Origin of the sequence: Rhodococcus sp. Chr-9 (assembly GCF_000801125.1) — a bacterium.
In the GTDB taxonomy this organism is placed as follows: Bacteria; Actinomycetota; Actinomycetes; order Mycobacteriales; family Mycobacteriaceae; genus Rhodococcus; species Rhodococcus pyridinivorans.
This window is the reverse complement of sequence record NZ_JTIZ01000059.1, coordinates 1-14,433: the sequence shown is the minus strand read 5'-3', so window position 1 is coordinate 14,433 and position 14,433 is coordinate 1. Positions and strand designations below refer to the sequence as shown.

At 63.7% G+C, this 14,433-nt stretch carries 9 protein-coding genes, 10 pseudogenes and 1 other annotated feature; of the genes and pseudogenes, 12 read left to right on the top strand and 7 right to left on the bottom strand.

The genetic code is table 11. The annotated features are described in order from the left end of the window. Positions 1-2: 2 nt before the first annotated feature. The 3 pseudogenes from QR64_RS28820 to QR64_RS28655 form a co-directional block, all read right to left on the bottom strand. A pseudogene (locus tag QR64_RS28820) lies at positions 3-523 on the bottom strand (general stress protein). Positions 524-964: 441 nt separating this feature from the next. Further along, a pseudogene (locus tag QR64_RS26465) lies at positions 965-1,072 on the bottom strand (ATP-binding protein); the annotation flags it as partial. Next, positions 1,060-1,508, bottom strand: a pseudogene (locus QR64_RS28655) (IS21 family transposase); the annotation flags it as partial. The pseudogenes QR64_RS26465 and QR64_RS28655, both read right to left, overlap by 13 nt. 136 nt (positions 1,509-1,644) lie before the next feature. On the opposite strand from QR64_RS28655, the pseudogene QR64_RS06890 reads away from it, so the two are divergent. From QR64_RS06890 to QR64_RS25640, 4 genes and pseudogenes are all read left to right on the top strand, one after another. After that, a pseudogene (locus QR64_RS06890) lies at positions 1,645-1,941 on the top strand (transposase); the annotation flags it as partial. Between the two features lie 162 nt (positions 1,942-2,103). Then, a pseudogene (locus QR64_RS06885) lies at positions 2,104-3,064 on the top strand (IS110 family transposase); the annotation flags it as partial. Between the two features lie 123 nt (positions 3,065-3,187). Further along, positions 3,188-3,309 (top strand) — a sequence feature (AL1L pseudoknot). Positions 3,310-3,355: 46 nt separating this feature from the next. Next, entirely contained in the window at positions 3,356-3,745 is a 390-nt protein-coding gene (locus tag QR64_RS28815; protein WP_081263343.1) for an IS3 family transposase, read from the top strand. After that, a complete protein-coding gene (locus QR64_RS25640; protein WP_081263344.1) occupies positions 3,742-4,221 on the top strand; it encodes an integrase core domain-containing protein in 480 nt (159 codons plus the stop codon). Before QR64_RS28815 ends, QR64_RS25640 begins: the two co-directional genes overlap by 4 nt. Before the next feature lie 114 nt (positions 4,222-4,335). On the opposite strand, the gene QR64_RS06875 is transcribed toward QR64_RS25640, so the two are convergent. Both QR64_RS06875 and QR64_RS25635 read right to left on the bottom strand, forming a co-directional pair. After that, positions 4,336-5,346 (bottom strand): carbon-nitrogen hydrolase family protein, encoded by a 1,011-nt coding sequence (locus QR64_RS06875; protein WP_039584647.1) that lies wholly within the window; start codon positions 5,344-5,346, stop codon positions 4,336-4,338. Between the two features lie 391 nt (positions 5,347-5,737). Then, positions 5,738-6,169, bottom strand: coding sequence for a helix-turn-helix domain-containing protein (locus QR64_RS25635; RefSeq protein WP_084222295.1), 432 nt, complete (start codon positions 6,167-6,169; stop codon positions 5,738-5,740). Between the two features lie 33 nt (positions 6,170-6,202). Between QR64_RS25635 and QR64_RS27630 the strand changes: the two are divergent. The 3 pseudogenes from QR64_RS27630 to QR64_RS06865 all read left to right on the top strand — a co-directional run. Continuing rightward, positions 6,203-6,418, top strand: a pseudogene (locus QR64_RS27630) (IS1380 family transposase); the annotation flags it as partial. 1 nt (position 6,419) lies between these two features. Further along, a pseudogene (locus QR64_RS06870) lies at positions 6,420-7,475 on the top strand (IS1380 family transposase); the annotation flags it as partial. Positions 7,476-7,697: 222 nt separating this feature from the next. Beyond that, positions 7,698-8,045, top strand: a pseudogene (locus QR64_RS06865) (transposase); the annotation flags it as partial. 20 nt (positions 8,046-8,065) lie between these two features. Here QR64_RS06865 and QR64_RS06860 read toward each other — a convergent pair. Next, positions 8,066-9,291, bottom strand: a pseudogene (locus QR64_RS06860) (IS110 family transposase). Between the two features lie 241 nt (positions 9,292-9,532). Between QR64_RS06860 and QR64_RS06855 the strand changes: the two are divergent. After that, positions 9,533-9,997: pseudogene (locus tag QR64_RS06855) on the top strand (IS5 family transposase); the annotation flags it as partial. A gap of 188 nt (positions 9,998-10,185) precedes the next feature. On the opposite strand, the gene QR64_RS06850 reads toward QR64_RS06855, so the two are convergent. Then, positions 10,186-11,175: a hypothetical protein gene (locus QR64_RS06850; RefSeq protein WP_064060065.1), complete on the bottom strand. Its 990-nt coding sequence runs from the start codon at positions 11,173-11,175 to the stop codon at positions 10,186-10,188. Between the two features lie 440 nt (positions 11,176-11,615). On the opposite strand from QR64_RS06850, the gene QR64_RS06845 reads away from it, so the two are divergent. From QR64_RS06845 to QR64_RS25630, 4 genes are read left to right on the top strand one after another with little or no spacing between them, the layout of a single operon-like run. Then, on the top strand, positions 11,616-12,440 hold the full coding sequence (locus tag QR64_RS06845; RefSeq protein WP_033097545.1) for an IclR family transcriptional regulator: 825 nt from the start codon (positions 11,616-11,618) through the stop codon (positions 12,438-12,440). A 35-nt stretch (positions 12,441-12,475) separates the two neighbouring features. Then, on the top strand, positions 12,476-13,270 hold the full coding sequence (locus tag QR64_RS06840) for a 2-keto-4-pentenoate hydratase (RefSeq protein ID WP_006551054.1): 795 nt from the start codon (positions 12,476-12,478) through the stop codon (positions 13,268-13,270). Next, a complete protein-coding gene (locus QR64_RS06835) occupies positions 13,267-14,055 on the top strand; it encodes a 2-keto-4-pentenoate hydratase (RefSeq protein ID WP_037216937.1) in 789 nt (262 codons plus the stop codon). Before QR64_RS06840 ends, QR64_RS06835 begins: the two co-directional genes overlap by 4 nt. 2 nt (positions 14,056-14,057) lie before the next feature. Next, the gene (locus tag QR64_RS25630) at positions 14,058-14,255 is read left to right on the top strand and encodes a tautomerase family protein (RefSeq protein ID WP_006551052.1); all 198 of its coding nucleotides are present in this window, start codon (positions 14,058-14,060) and stop codon (positions 14,253-14,255) included. Positions 14,256-14,433: the final 178 nt, after the last annotated feature.

Genomic DNA, 14,433 nt, shown 5'->3' with positions numbered 1-14,433 from the left:
ATTCATTCCTTTCGATTGGTCCGGCCGGTGAGTCGGCGGACGGCTTGGTCCGCGACTTCGACGTCGGCGAGGACTTCGGAGTGCCGTGGTTGTGTAGGGACATGGTCGTAAGGACTGGGAACGAGGTGAAGTCGCGCTGGCTGCCCTGTCCTGTGATGCGTGCATGAGCAGGCCGAACGGAGCGCCGACAACGGCACCGAAGATCGGCGCGTAGAAGCTGAGATCGAGGCGTGTACACGGCGGCCGGCCTCGGTGGAGTAATCCAAAGATCCAGCCTAATGGTGTAGCTGTCCACGCGCCCGCGGCGGCGCGGGCGCGGCCCAGCGGTAGTTCAGTGTGCCGATGACCTATTCGACCGGCTCGATGTCCTGGCGCGCGATGGCTAGTTTGCCTACTGCGAAATGCTGGCCGGAGAGGTCGTCGACGGCGTTTTCAGTTTCGGCGAAGTTGGCGAACGTTACTATATTTGAGGGGCAGATCGGTGCGGACGTACCGTGGTAGTCCCGCCACTGGACTCTGACATCACCTCCCTGCCTGATGGGTTGGCCGGCCAGAATATCTCCGTGTGGTGCCGCTGCCGCGGATGCCTGGGGTTTTGCGTAGGGGCAGTCCCAGTGTCATCCGATGCGGTTCGGCCGCAGTGAGAATTGTCGCGTCAGGATTGCGTGAGTCCTGCATGTACCTAGCCTCTACTCGGTCCGGGGCACTTCTCAGTATCGCCCAGAACGGTGCCTACCGTCATGGAATGGGGGAATCGACGCGGCGGGCTCAAGTATTGGTCGTAACCCTGCTGATTGGAGAGAAGTGTGCGGATGGGACGAAGAGAGCAAGACGGGAGTAGAGTGTCGACAACGCTTGAATTCGAGGCCGATGCGACGGTGGAGAACGAGAGCACCGTGTCGGTGTGTGGCTAGTCTGCCTAATTCTCCATTCTGATCCTGGGAAGACTGTCGATTCCGCGTCCTCAAAGGCGGTAGCTGGCACCTTTGAGCGTCAACACGTCGGCGTGATGGACGATCCGGTCGATCATCGCGGCGGCGACGGCCTGATCACCGAAGACTCGACCTGACCTTCGTCGCCCGGCGGGACCGCTCCGCGGGGCATCGTGGCTTTCGACGCCGCGACCCGTTCGGCGAATCGCGCCGAAATATAGCGACGCACAGTTGATTCCGATACCGGGACACCGTGGTCGTCGCGCAGTCGTTGGGCGATCGTTGCTACGGTCACCGACTCGTCGAGCTGGCCTTCGATCCAGGTGTGGTGGGCGGCGATCGCCGGCCAGGTCACCGCCCGCGCCGTTGGGTCCACCACTTAGGGGAACCAGGCCCCGATCAACTCGCGCCACAGGTTCTCGTCGAATCTGTGGCCGTCGCCGGGGGCAGCCCCGCCGCCAGTGCCAGGGCCAGGTACTTGCGGATGGTTTTGCGGTCGAGTCCCAGGGCTGTCGAGATCTGCACCTGGGAGCGGCCGGCATGCCAATGCCGGAACAACTCCGTCAGATCGGTCATCGTCCGCGTTCTCCTTGCCACCGCCGGGCCCCTTCCCAGGTCCTCGGTGGACCTCGGGAAGAAGCGAACCTGCAGCAGCACCCGCGCCCCGACTGAATCGCCCCGGGTCTGTCGGAGGCTCTCGAACCTGTGAAGGATGAAGAGCATGGCAGCACCACGGAAGTACAGCGTTGAGCTGAAGGAACGAGCAACGAGAATGGTCGTCGAAGCCCGCCAGGATCCAGCGACACGGCCGGGAGCACTCAAACGGATCGCCGATCAACTCGGTGTGCACCCCGAAGCGCTCCGGACCTGGGTCAAGCAGGCCGAGGTCGACGGCGGCGTGCGCCTCGGCACCACAACCAGCGATGCCGAACGGATCGCACAGCTCGAACGGGAGAACCGCGAGCTGCGGCGGGCGAACACGATCCTCGAGCAGGCCTCGGCTTTCTTTGCGTCAATGCCATCCTGAACAGGCCCGGCGGGACTCGCTCGTTTCTTTGCTGCCCCAACCTCGGTTGGTGGCTTATCCCGATGTGCGGCCCGCCGGGCCCCGGATGGTCGTCCGCGTGGCTTGATAGAAGCGTGCCGCTGATGCCCGATTGAGGCGTGCCCAATGACGACTGCCCGGGCGCCCCGTTCACCCACGGATCGGAGTCGTCAGTTGATCATCATCGGAGTCGATGCTCACAAATCCACCCACACCTTCGTCGCAGTCGACGAGGTCGGACGCAAACTCGGACAGCTGACCGTCAAGGCCACCACCGACGGTCACCTGTCCGCGATCGAGTGGGCCTCCCAGTGGCCGCAGCTGCAGTTCGCGCTCGAAGACTGCCGCCACGTCACCCGACGTCTGGAAGCGGACCTGCTGCGCCGCGGACACTCGGTGGTCCGGGTGAAGACCCAACTGATGGCGGTGCACCGACGCAGCGCCCGCGAACCGGGCAAGTCCGATCCGATCGACGCACACGCGGTCGCGATGGCCGCGCTACGGGAACCGAACCTGCCGATCGCACGACTGGACGGCCCCGCTCGCGAAGTCAAACTTCTGAGCGATCACCGGCACGACTTGGTATGCGAGAGAACCAAACTCATCAGCCGACTGCGCTGGCACCTACACGAACTCGACCCCGAACTACACATCCCGCTCCGCGGTATCCGACGGTACCGTGTGATGGACGAGCTTGCCGACCGGCTTGCACAGTTCACCGGTGTGGTCGCCCAGATCGCTGGTGAACTCCTGGATCGGTGTCGGCAGATGACCCGTCAGATCAACGACCTCGAACAACGGATCCGCGACCGTGTCCGCGCCTTGGCACCGTCGTTGCTCGACATCCCCGGCTGCGGAGTTCTCTCCGCAGCGGTCATCATCGGCGAGACTGCCGGCGCGCACCGCTTCCACTCCAAGGACGCCTACGCGAAGTTCAACGGCACCGCCCCGATCCCGGTCTGGTCGGCCCAAGAGCGGGTGCGTCTGAACCGGGGTGGCAACCGCACCGTCAATGCGGCCCTGCACGCCATCGCCATCACCCAAGTCGCTCGCGGTGGTCCGGGTAAGGACTACGTCGCCAAGCTACNGGGAGGCGGTGCGGTTGCTCCGCCGCCGTATCTCCGACCGAGTGTTCCAGATCTTGCGTGCCGACGAAGCCGAACTCGGAAAGGTCGCGAACGCATCGATTTTGGCGGCGGCTTGACATAGAAGCATCGCGGAGATCGACCGCCCACAGCGCTGATCGTGGAATTCATCGCTGCTCACCGCGATGAACACGGAGTCGATCCGATCTGCGCGGCCCTGCGCGAGACAGCTGCCCAGATCGCTCCGTCCACGGTCCGAGCTCACCTGAGTCCCCAACGAACGGAATCGGCCCGTGCGGTGCGTGACCGTCAGGTTCTGTCCGTCCGAGATCCGGAAGGTTCATGCCGACAATCTCGGCGTGTACGGGGCCCGCAAGGTGCATGCGAGTCTGAAACGAAAGGGGATGGCAGTGGCCCGATGCACCGTGGAAAGATTGATGAAAATCGATGGGTTACAGGGAATACCACGATTGAAGGGTCGGAAGACCACACACAGTGACGGCGCCGAGACTCCGCGGCCGGCAGATCGAGTACAGCGGCGGTTCGTCGCCGACGCACCCAACGTGTTGTGGGTAGCGGATCTGACCTACATTCGCACGCACTCGGGGTGGGTCTACGCCGCATTCGTCCTCGACGTGGGGGCACCTCCCTGGACGAAGTCCTTGGGGGAGTCTCCCGGATGATCGTCGGTTGGCAGGTCTCGGCGTCGATGCGCACCGATCTGGCCCTCGACGCCTTGGATATGGGGTTGTGGGCGCGCCGACGGGCCGGCCAGGATGTTGCCGGGTCGATTCACCACAGCGACCGCGGTGTGCAGTATCGAGCGGTGCGCTACACCGAACGCCTCGATGAATGCGATGCGGTCTCTTCCGTTGGTTCCAAGGGTGATTCGTATTACAACGCGATGGCGGAGGCGTTCAACTCGTTGTTCAAGGCCGAGTGCATCGGCAACCCTGTGATGCGGCCACACGGGGGCTGGCGGGGCGTTGAAGAGGTCGAGTGGGCGGTCGCCGAGTACATCGACTGGTTCGATCACCGCCGCTTGCATGGCGAGATCGACCACGTTCCGCCTGCCGAGTACGAGGCGACCCACTGGGCGAATCACACGGCGGCTGACTACGGTGAGACACCGGTCCTCGCTGAGGCCGGAACCAGATAGCCGAGCCTCCGCCGAACTCGGGGCGATTCATATCACACCGAGCGCCTATACCAAAGAAAACAAGTCCGCCGGCCGACAATACGGTTTGAGTCTCGACAGGCAGACTCGCCACTGTTAGCGGACCACTTCAACCGATCCGACTCGATTCTCTGCCGCGGCATCAAGGCCGGCCCGTCGACCGGCACGACGGTAGTAACGCTTGGCACATATGTTCTGGTGGTGCCAGTATGCGCGTAACGCCAAGGGAAGCCTGGGCATCCAGAACGTTTCTTCGATGGTTTCTGTCGGCTGCTGCGCACCGATCATGATGTCAGCGACGACGATGCCGGCGCCCTCGGCGGTATTGCGCGAGGCCAGGATGTTTCCTTCGGCATCGACAATTTGTGTTGCTCCGACGTAGTTGGTGTCGTACGGAGCTGTCATCGATGTGCCAGGCAAAAGCATGAAGTCGGTGCGGAACTGCCCGCAATGGGATGCCTGCAGGACTGGAGCTCCGACTCGGCGGGCAAATTCGGTGGGAGCATTCTCCGAAAGGTACCTGTTGTATTGCGACAACGGACCAAACATGCGGTCGACGAGACCACCCCAATTGTTGGGGGTTGTCCACCAGTGTGTGCCGGTCATGACGACATCGACTCGGCCAACGAGCCTGCGGGCGGTCTGATTGCGGATCAGCTCCCAACAGACGGCCGCACCCATGCGGCCAAGGCTGGTTTCAAATGCTCCATCGTCGTTGCCGGGGCCGTAGAAAGCGTTCTCCCACATCGTGGGCAGATCTTTGTCGTGCAGATGGGTTGTGCCATCGGGCTCAAACAGGTGGTAGCGATTGTAGATGTTGTCGTCCTCGGCGATCAGCATTGAGCCACCAATGTGACAGCCATACCGTTTTGCCGCTGCCTTGAACATGTCGACGGCCGCGTTTTGGGGCGGGAGAACGCTTCGATGCGCTTCACTGCGAAACGGCAGCGGAGACGTAGCAAACTCTGGAACCCCAATGAGTTTAGCGCCCTTGCCGGCCGCTTCGGCGATCATCGCATCCAGTCGGCGCATGTTCTCCGCGACGTCGCCAGGGACCCCTTCGAACTGGATGGCCGCGGCCTTCGTGGGCTGCGCTGTGTCGCTCACCGAATCTCCTGAGGTCTATGACGGGATTGTTGAGTTCCCGGCAGGCACGTCGCTCCCCTTATCCTGCAGAAGCGAACTTTACCTTGCGATCATATGGTTGCTCGGCGTCGGCCTGTCAAGGAACCTTGGGATATGGAGCTATCGCGCTTGCCGTGATTCGGTTGGTGTACTTGTTCATACGCAGTGGATGATGCGCTTGCGGAGTAGGTCGGAGTGTGCACCGCTGCCATGATGAGCCCGCGAACTGCTGCGGAGCCGTCGAGAAGCAGCATGGCGGATTGCCTACGCTGCGTCTGCCTGAGACGGATTCAACCACATTCATCCGAGACGGATATTGCGGCCTGTGTCTCCACGGCATGCTCTGCACGCTCGGATCGTGGGGAGGATCTGTCTATGCGCGTGGAGCTTTGCTGGGCGCTGCTTGGTCGCTCTCTTGATCGGCGTTTGGTCCGGCATTCAATGCGTACAGAAAAGCCGCCGTGTCACGTGGACGCCGGACATCAAAACCGGTAAGTTCGCGTAGTTTCTCCAGCCGGTTCAGAACGGCGTTTCGGTGGCAGTAGAGCTGGTTCGCCACCCTTGACACTGTGCCGTCGCCGTTGCAGTATGCGAGCGCGGTTTCGATGAGGGTCGATGCGTCCGGGATACTTTGGAGGGCGCCGAACAACTTGGACGCCAAAGCGTTCACGACGAGCGGTGTCTGCGCTGCAGCCACTGCGAGCCACGCGTCTTTTAGCCTGATTCCACCGAAGGATCGGCTGCACAGCAGCGTGTCGAACTGAAGAAAGTGCCCCCTGAACTGGGAAGATTGGAGTTCGCACACAACAAATCCGCCAGTTCAGGAAAGGCACTTCCGGTGAAAGTGTCCCACAAGTTCATCGACGGCTCGGCCGTGTTCGACGAGGACAACCTCGTCTCGTGCGCCGGCCTGGTCCCGGTCATGGCCTTGGCCGAACACACCCGCCTGCCGGACCTGCTCGCCGAGAAGGTTTCGATCACCACCACGAAGGTCGCGTCCGGGGCGGCGAACCCGGGCCCGAAACTGCTCACCCTGATCGCCGGGATGTGCGCCNAGCTCGAATCCGTGCTCCGCGAACACCTGATCGCACTCACCGCCCGGGTCGAGATCCTGCCCGGCCTGGCCGAGCAGGCGTTCATCGACATCGACTCGCTACTGCGCCCGGTCTACGGACACGCCAAACAAGGCGCGAGCTACGGACACACGAAAATCGCCGGCAGACAGATCCTGCGCAAAGGCCTGTCCCCGCTGGCGACGACACTCAGCACGGCGGACTCCACGCCGATCATCACCGGGATGCGACTGCGCGCCGGGAAAGCCGGATCCGGTAAAGGTGCAGGTCGGATGGTCACGCAGGCCATCGTCACCGCCCGAACAGCGGGCGCAACCGGTGCCCTCGTGGTACGCGGTGATTCCGCCTACGGCACCCGCTCGGTCATCTCGGCATGCCTGCGCGCGAAGGTGTGCTTCTCGCTCGTCCTGGCCAAGAACACCGCGGTCCAACGCGCGATCGACTCGATCCCCGACGACGCGTGGACCCCGGTGAGATATCCCGGTGCCGTGCGTGACCCGGACACCGGAGCGTGGATCTGAAGATGCCGAGGTCGTCGAAACCGCCTACACCGCTTTCGCTTCGACCAAGACTCCGGTCACCGCCCGGTTGATCGTGCGTCGCGTCAAAGACGCCCGCTTCCCCGACGCGTTGTTCCCGGTGTGGCGATATCACCCGTTTTTCACCAACACCACTACCTCGGCCGCCGACGCCGATGTCACCCATCGCCGGCACGCGATCATCGAAACCGTCTTCGCCGACCTCATCGACGGTCCGCTGGCGCACATGCCGTCGGGGCGCTTCGGGGCGAACTCCGCCTGGGTGCTCTGCGCGGCGATCGCCCACAATCTGCTGCGCGCCGCCGGTGTTCTTGCAGGTGGTGGGCATGCTCGCGCCCGTGGGGCGACGCTACGCCGCAAGATCGTCAACCTTCCCGCCCGGTTGTGTCGACCGCAACGAAAACCGATCTTGCGGCTTCCCATGCACTGGCCCTGGTCGGGCGCATGGCTTCGATTGTGGACCAACACCATCGGTCACAGTCCGCCAGCTATCGACTGAACACAGATCGACCCGCCGAGACGGCACGACCGGGACCGCATCGTGGAAAAGCTGGGCAGACCAGCGGTCACCGCATGCCCGCAACTGCTCATACATCCACTCGCCCGGCCGGAACGGGCATCGGCATCACGTCGGTGGATTCAGGTTTAGGAGTCCAGGCGACGTTTGGTTGAGAGCATGTCTCTTATGGACTAGATCGTTTGTGCGGCATAATGCACTGTCGTGGTCGATGCGTTGTCTTCCCGGCTGGTGCCGGATGCGTTGTGGGAGATCGTCGAACCGTTGCTGCCCGGCTTCCGGGCGCGGCCGCAGGGCGGAGGCCGGGCGGCGATCGATGATCGGGCGGTGTTCACCGCTATCGTCTATGTGCTTACCAGCGGCTGTGCCTGGCGGCACCTGCCACCGTCGTTCGGGGTCAGTGTTCCGACCGCACACCGCCGCTTCACCGCCTGGGTTCGGGCCGGGGTGTTCGACGAGATGCACCGCCAGGTCCTCGATCGGCTCGGCGCCGGTGGGGACCTGGACTGGTCCGCCGCGATCCTCGACGCAGCGCACGTGCGGGCGAAGAAGACATCCCAGGAGCTTGGGTGTCAAGCAGCAGCCTTCTCGGCGTGATGCGCCCAGGCCGTCGTTTCGTCGTAGTGGGTGCGGGACTTGAGGCATCCGTGCAGGATGCCGACGAGTCGGTTGGCCAGCTGCCGTAGGGTGGGGCCGTGATCGAGTCCTCGGGCGCGTTGTTTGTCGTGGTAGGCACGGGCGCCGGGAGAGGCGTGCAGGGCTGAGAACGCCTGTGCGTTCAGCGCATCGACGAGCCGATCATTGTGGACGAACCGGGCCGCGACGACCTTCTTTTTGTCGGAGGCGCGGGTGATCGGACTGGTGGCGGCGTAGTTCTTGCGAGCCTTCGCGGTGGCATACCGTTCCGGGTCGTCGCCGAACTCACCGAGCACCCGGGGACCGAGCAACGATCCCAGCCCCGGTTGGGACAGGATGATCTCAGCGTCTTCGGTGTCGGCCACAATGGGCATCGACCTGCCCTTGCAACGCCTTGATCTCGTGATTGAGAGTGCTCAACACGGCGACGGCGGAGCGGGTGGTCGCGGCGTAGGCGGTGGTGATCACCGCCGCCCGGCCCAGGTGTTCGCCTCGCAGAGCTGCCTGGATCCGATCGGTTTTGGTCTCGATGTCGCGACGGCGGGCGTTCCGCAGCGCCGCAGCGATCTGGCCCCGCGTCAGCCGCGCCGCCGAGGCCGGGTCCGGTGCCTTCCCGAGCAGGTCGAGGGCATCGACTGCGTCGAGGTCGTCGAATGCCTCCAACGCGGCCGGGAAGTACTCGCGCAGCGCGTGGCGCAGCCGCTGGGTCTGGCGGGTGCGTTCGAAAGATCAAGGCCTTGTGCGCCCGGGCGAGGACCTTGATCGCCTCGGCTTCGGCGCTGTCGCCGGCCACCGTCCGCAGCTTGTGTGAATCGGTGCGCACCATGTCGGCCAGCATGTGGGCATCGGCGGCGTCGCTCTTGGCACCCGAAACACCGCTGCGTTCCCGAAAACGCGCTGCCTGCAACGGATTCACCGCGAACACTGTGTACCCTGCGGCTACCAACGCCGCCACCCACGGGCCACGGTCGGTCTTGATTCCGATCGCCACCTCGGACTCGTCGACATCGTCGCCGAGTTGTTCGCCGACCATCGCGTGCAAACGCGCGATCCCGACTACTCCTTCCGGGAGTCGCGCCTTGCTCAGCCTCCGTCCGGCCGAGTTCATCAGCTCGACATCGTGATGCTCTTCCGACCAGTCATCTCCGACGAACAACTGCATTGAGCTTCTCCCATCGTCCTCGAACTCGACCACGTTCGGCAGCGTGCGGAAGAACCATCTGCACCCTAATGAAGCAGTGCTCACGCCGGAGCGNCATCCCATCAGCGATTCCGTTCTCCCGGCGGACGGGCAGGGGCACGATCTTTTTCAGGACTCCACGTTGTCCAGGGGGAGAAGTGCTCACCTGCCCGCCGCTACCGGTGACGAGTCTGCCGTATGATCGTGACCCGCTGACTCTCATCAGGGGGGCTCTCTAACCGGTCCCAGCCCGGTCGATCGAGGTAAGAACGGCTCGAAGATCCACATCCTGTCCGACGCCGAGGGCATTCCCCTCGTCACGGCGGTGACCTCGGTGAACACCCACGACAGTGTCATGCTGCAGCCGATGGTCACTGCGATTCCGGCGGTGCGTTCGCGTCGTGGTCCGCGTCGTCGCCGGCCCGGCCGGTTGCGGGCGGACAAGGGTTACGACTATCCCGTACACCGCCGGTGGCTGCGGGCACGGGGCATTGTTCTGCGGATCGCCCGTCGCGGCGTCGGCAGCAGCGAGCGCCTCGGCCGGTACCGGTGGAAGATCGAACGCACCCTGGCCTGGCCCACCGGCTACCGCCGACTGACCATCCGCTGCGAGCGTCACGGCGAGCACTTCGCTGCTTTCCTCCAACTCGCCGCGGCGTTGACCTGCTTCAAGAAACTCGCCAAATGAGACATTCTCTGAGTCACCGGGCCGATTCCGGCCCGGGATTACGGAGGTCGCGTTCACGTCATTTCGTGAAAGTGGCCTCCGCGTATTGACGGTGTCCGGGTCAGCGGCCGCGGCGAGATCGACTAGCGCCCGCAGTCCGCGGTCGGTGGAATTCGATGCGGCGAGGATCTCCACCTCGGTCTCATCAGTTACAGCACGGCCCTCTGTCGGATCGTGGCGAGCACATGGTCGGCGGCCTCGGCGGCGTCGGGGCCGCCGGTGCGCAGCACATCGCCCGCGGTGATCGGGGGGTCGGCCAACAGTGCCGGTTCGCTGATCGCCGCGGTGCGCCACAGGGTCGGGTCGGCCGGGACCTGCACGGCCAGGGAGTGTTCGGCTTCGGTGGCGGGACTGAAGCCGGCGTCGGTCAGGTCGACGAATCGATCGGTGTAGAGCATCGCCCGGGTCGGCAGCCGCCACGGGGCGTACACATCGGCGGCGGGATCCCCACTGACCAGCACCGGCATACCTTGTCGGGTGCAGAATTCGACCGCGGTGGTGGCCTGTGCGATCACCGGGTCCAGGCCGTACCAATAGGTCACGGCACCACCGGGACCCGGATAGACGGCCAGATACTCTGCCAGCAACGCCTCGGGGGAGTCGGCGAGCCAGCCGTGTTCGGTACGGCGCACCGCCTGGAGCTGTTTGAGGGCATGCGAGACCGCCTGCTGGGAGACCCCCAGCAGCTCGGCGAGCCGGTGTTGGGTCTGCGCGGTGTCCGAGAGTAGCAGGGCGCGGGCGAGTGCCCAGCGCACCCACGGTTTCCGGCCCCTCGCAGCACGAACAGGGGCCGCCGCGGCGGACGCGGCATCGGTCACGTCGTAGCGCTCGCCGGCGAAGACGAGCAGGTCCTGGTTCACGGCGATCACATCGACTTCGCCGTTCGTTGCGAGAGTCCGCAGATGAGCGGTGGCGCGTGGGGTCACCACGAGTAGGCGCCGGGCCGGGTCCGGCTGTGCGAGCAGTCGGGTGAGGATCGTGGGGGTTGGTGGCCGCCGGGATGCCCGCATCCGGGTCGGCAACTCTCGGCCGTCGGGCAGGGTCAGGTCCCAGGCGTCGAGGGAACCGGAGGGCAGCCGGATGCCGGCGCGGCGCAGCAACGCGACGGCGTCGGAGAGAACCTGTGCTGTCTCGTCCATGTCGTCCCCCATTCCCTCGTCGCTGACGCTTTACAAGCGTAAGTGAAAATAGCACCTTATCTTGTATTGCCTGATAAATAGGTGACGTTCTCGAGTTCTATCCCGGCATTCGGCCGTGATAGGCGTGGCGTCGGTGGTGTCCTGCTCCTGAGATGGGCCACGGACGAGGATGGCGGTAGGCAACCGCAGCTACCACATGGTTCGATCCGGTCAGCGGAGACGAGGGAAGCGACACGCGGGCCGAGATATCTGTGCGCCTCGGGGGATCGAAGGTCGCGGTTGGTGGGCTGTCGGTCGTGAACTCGTGCGCTCGAGGTCATTCATTCGTGCGCTTCAGGACATGTTCGTTCTCTGCTCGGCCACCTAGTGTTCCACCTCACAGCGATGCGACGGGGTTGCTCAACCGTCATCCAGATGAACTTTGAAAGGTGGCTGTCGGCGTGGCTGGTCTGCAAACAGTGCAAAAGATTGGTCCGGTGCTCGATCTGTTCACAGTTCAGCGTCCGGAATGGGGTGTTTCCGAAGTTGCAGCGGCCATCGACGTGCCTCGGTCGAGTGCTCATGCATTGCTGGCCAGTCTCGTCGACACCGGGTTGTTGCAGTGCCGGAATCGCGGCCGATACCGGCTCGGCTGGCGCATCGTCGAATTGGGGGAAACACTCCGCAGCACTGTGGACGTACGTTCCTGTTCCGCTCCTGTGTTGGAAGAGCTGGTCGAAAACTATGGAGAAACGACACACCTGGCCATCATGGAACGCTGGAGTGTCCTCTACGTCGACAAGGTGATCGGTACGCACAACATCACCGTGCAGGGGGCTCGAGTGGGCACCCGGCTCGATGCCCACTCCACAGCTGTGGGCAAGGTCCTGCTCGCGCAACTCGACAAGACTGAATTGCAGCGGTACTTGACAGCGCGTCCGTTACGTCGATTGACACCGTCGACGACTACGAGTCCGCATGCGCTCGCCGATGCTCTCGAAATGACTCGCATGGCTGGTGTCGCGGTGGACATGGGCGAGACGGTGTCGGAGGTGCACTGTGTCGCCGCACCGGTACGAGACGACATGGGTTCGGTGGTTGCTGCAGTGAGCATAAGTGTTCCGGCCACCCGATTCGCTTCGCGGCGAGCTCAACTCGAGCGTGCTGTGATCGCTGCCGCCAACAAGATCACTCGCTCTATTGCCGAGGCGGCGGACATCGTTCCACTCGAATCCCGGAACCACCCATCGCTGGAGCCGGTCGGTAGCTGTCCCCGAGCGTCCTGACATCTGTATCAACCGCACGACACAACCGAGGAACTATGGATATTGCTGTTCAGAAGGCAGCGGATCGTCTGCTCGACGCGTATCGCACCGCCGAGCCGATCGCCCCGCTGACGCCCGAGTATCCCGACGCGTCCCTAGAAGTGGCATACCGCATCCAGCAGGCGCAAGTAGAGCAGTGGACATCGGCCGGCGATGTCGTCAAGGGACACAAGGTAGGCCTCGCGTCGCGAGCAATTCAGCGACAGATGGGGGTCGACCAGCCCGACTTCGGGCATCTCACCCAGAGCATGTTTCATCTGGAGCACCATCCCATCGCCAGCGGCACATTTCTGCAACCGCGTATCGAACCGGAGATTGCATTCGTCCTTGGTCGTCCACTGGTCGGCCCAGGCGTGACTGCCGCAGAGGCAGCGCGGGCAGTGGATTTCGTCCTGCCTGCGCTGGAGATTGTGGATTCGCGGATCAAGGATTGGAAGATCGGAATTTTCGACACCATCGCCGACAACGCTTCATCCGGCGGGGTCATACTCGGCAGTTGCCCGGTCTCGTTGGACCAGCTGGATCTGCGTCTGGCTGGCTGTAACCTGCACATCAACGGCGAGCTCGTCGCAACCGGTGCCGGTGGCGCAGTTCTCGGGTCACCGCTCAGTGCGCTGGTGTGGCTGGCCAACACGGTAGGTCCGCTCGGCGTGACCCTCGAGCCGGGGCACGTGGTGCTGCCCGGCTCGATGACCGGTGCGTATCCTGTCGCACCCGGCGATTCCATCGTTGCGACTATCAGTGGGCTCGGCACCGTCACCGCCGTGCTCGGCGGAAAGGACGAACAGTGACCGAGCAACTATGGAGCCCGGCCAAAGTGGCCGATGTTCTTATACGAGCGGAGGATAGCGGCGTCGCGCAGACGTCGATTCTCGCAGAATGGGACGGTCTCGATCTGGCCGCGGCATATGAGGCTCAAGATATTGCGCTGCAAATGCGGATCTCGCGGGGGGAGAGGGTCACCGGTGTCAAACTGGGTGTGACCTCCAAGGCGAAGCAGCGTCAGGTGGGAGTCGACTCGCCGTCGACGGCGTGGTTGACGGACGCGATGATCCTTCCGATCGGTGAGCCGGTGCCCCGGGAGAAGATGATCCACGCGCGTGCCGAACCGGAGATTGCGTTCGTCATGGGACGTCGACTCGAAGGGCCCGGGGTCTCGGCGGCGACTGCGCTCGCGGCGGTCGACCATGTGGTCGGTGCGATCGAAATCATCGACAGCCGGTTCTCGGGTTACAAGTTCTCCATGATGGATGCTGTCGCGGACAACAATTCGTCCGGCCGGTACGTCACCGGTCCCATCAGTGTGCGGCCGGACTCGCTGGACCTCGGTCTCGAAGCCTGCTTGCTCGAAGTGGACGGTGAGATCGTCGATTCGGCGACAGGAGCTGCTGTGCACGGCCATCCCGCGGAGGCGCTGGCTTTCGCGGCGAACACCCTCGCCGAGCGTGGCCTGGCGATCGAGCCGGGCTGGGTGATCCTCACCGGGGGGATGACGGATGCGGTTCCGGTCCGGCCGGGGGCGCGGATCGCTGCTCACTTCACTCATCTCGGTACCGTAAATGTGTCAGGAGGCTGATGATGCCGTTCATCGAGGTGACTATTTCCGCAGGGCGTTCGCCCGAACAGCTCCGCGCACTGATACATGAACTCACCTTTGCCGCCCAGCGGGCCGTGGACGCGCCGTTGAGCAACATTCGGGTGGTGCTGCGTGAAGTTCCGGCTACTCACTTTGCCGCCGGTGATGTGACGATTGCAGAACGATCTCCTGCTCAATGACTTTCGTTTGATTCTCCCGAACGATTCTCGTGTCAATGCAAGCGAGTCGGGACAAGACGATGAGTGCAAGGGACACGTAGACCGGAGTTGGGGCGGACTGCCCTGTTCCTTTTCTCGTTCGGGGAGTCGCTATGACGGCTCTTCGCAGTTAGCAGTGGTACTGGTGCCGGCTGGGTGC